The 1,218-nt window shown below is 42.2% G+C and carries 3 protein-coding genes; all 3 read right to left on the minus strand.

Features of this window, described 5'->3' with window-relative positions; all coding sequences use genetic code 11:
* Nucleotides 1-91 precede the first annotated feature (91 nt).
* From Q338_RS12510 to Q338_RS12520, 3 genes are read right to left on the minus strand one after another with little or no spacing between them, the layout of a single operon-like run.
* Complete coding sequence (locus tag Q338_RS12510; RefSeq protein WP_034296105.1) at nt 92-667, minus strand: recombinase family protein; 576 nt, start codon at nt 665-667, stop codon at nt 92-94.
* A 20-nt stretch (nt 668-687) separates the two neighbouring features.
* Nucleotides 688-987, minus strand: a complete 300-nt coding sequence (locus Q338_RS12515; protein WP_034296108.1) for a type II toxin-antitoxin system RelE/ParE family toxin — start codon at nt 985-987, stop codon at nt 688-690.
* Nucleotides 968-1,204 carry a hypothetical protein gene (locus Q338_RS12520; RefSeq protein ID WP_034296110.1) on the minus strand — a complete coding sequence of 79 codons (237 nt, stop codon included), beginning with the start codon at nt 1,202-1,204 and terminating at the stop codon, nt 968-970. The genes Q338_RS12515 and Q338_RS12520 overlap by 20 nt, the downstream gene beginning before the upstream one ends.
* Nucleotides 1,205-1,218 lie beyond the last annotated feature (14 nt).

Genomic DNA, 1,218 nt, shown 5'->3' on the forward strand with positions numbered 1-1,218 from the left:
AACGCAGCTTGCTTTTAACGCAGCTTGCTTTTAACGCAGCTTGCTTTTAACGCAGCTTGCTTTTAACGCAGCTTGCTTTTAAACATGAAAATTATTTTTCTTGTTTTTTTGTTTTCTTTAAATACGCATAAATGGTTTTAGGCGTAACATTGTGCATTTTGGCTATGTCTTTGGCGGTAATGCCTTTATCGTACAACTCTCTGATTTTTTGTGCTTCCTTTTCTGTGAAAACAGATTTTCGTCCGCCTTTTCTGCCTCTGGCTCGGGCTGCCATTAAGCCCGCTTTGGTACGCTCACGAATCAGCTCACGTTCAAATTCGGCAAAGATGGCAAACATTTGAAACTGCATTTTGCCGACTGCAGAACTGACATCAATGCTCTCGCGTAGGCTTTTGAAAATCACACCTTTGTCTTTAAACTCATTTACGATTTGAACCAAGTCGGTCAGACTGCGCCCCAATCTATCTAAACTGGTAACAATCACGGTGTCGCCATCGCGCACCATTTGGCGCAATTTAATCAGTTCGGGGCGGTCTGTGTCTTTGCCAGAGATGGATTCTTCTAAAATTTGTTCGCAGCCAGCCTTAATCAGCAGAGCCTTTTGGCTGTCCAAATTTTGGTCGGTGGTGCTGACGCGGGCGTAGCCGAAGATGATGTTTTTTGCCATAGCGATTGATTGAAAATGGATTAGTTCAATAAACTCGGTAAATCACGCATAGACGGAAAGATATGAACGATGGTAATCACTTGTTCTTCATCATCTACCGTGTAAAACACGGTGTATTTTTGAGCGACCGTGAATTTTCGGTACAAAGGCACATCGGCATAAACCGCATACATTTTAGGAAATGTTTGCAGTTGTACAATCGTTTGGTCAAGCTGTTGCACAATCTTTTGAGCGTAATCCATTGTGTAATCAGTAATAATGCTAATCAGGATTTGCTCCAATTCCAGTTCATAGAATGGGTCAAATTGTATCTTGTACATCAGCTTGTTCCATTTGTTGGGCAATTCTGTTCAAAACCGAAGCATGGAAATCATTGGGCATATCTTGGGCTTGGTAGTTTGGGTTTGCCATGCGTTCTAGCGAATGAATTAATTGTTGGTTAATCATATCGCGGTAATTTTGCTCGGCTCGTCTTGCCAATGCATAACTGCTTTGCATGGACGTGGGTTGTTTCGGATAGGTTTGGAGTTGGCTCATGGCTTTGTTCCTAT

Origin of the sequence: Alysiella crassa DSM 2578 (assembly GCF_000745955.1) — a bacterium.
In the GTDB taxonomy this organism is placed as follows: Bacteria; Pseudomonadota; Gammaproteobacteria; order Burkholderiales; family Neisseriaceae; genus Simonsiella; species Simonsiella crassa.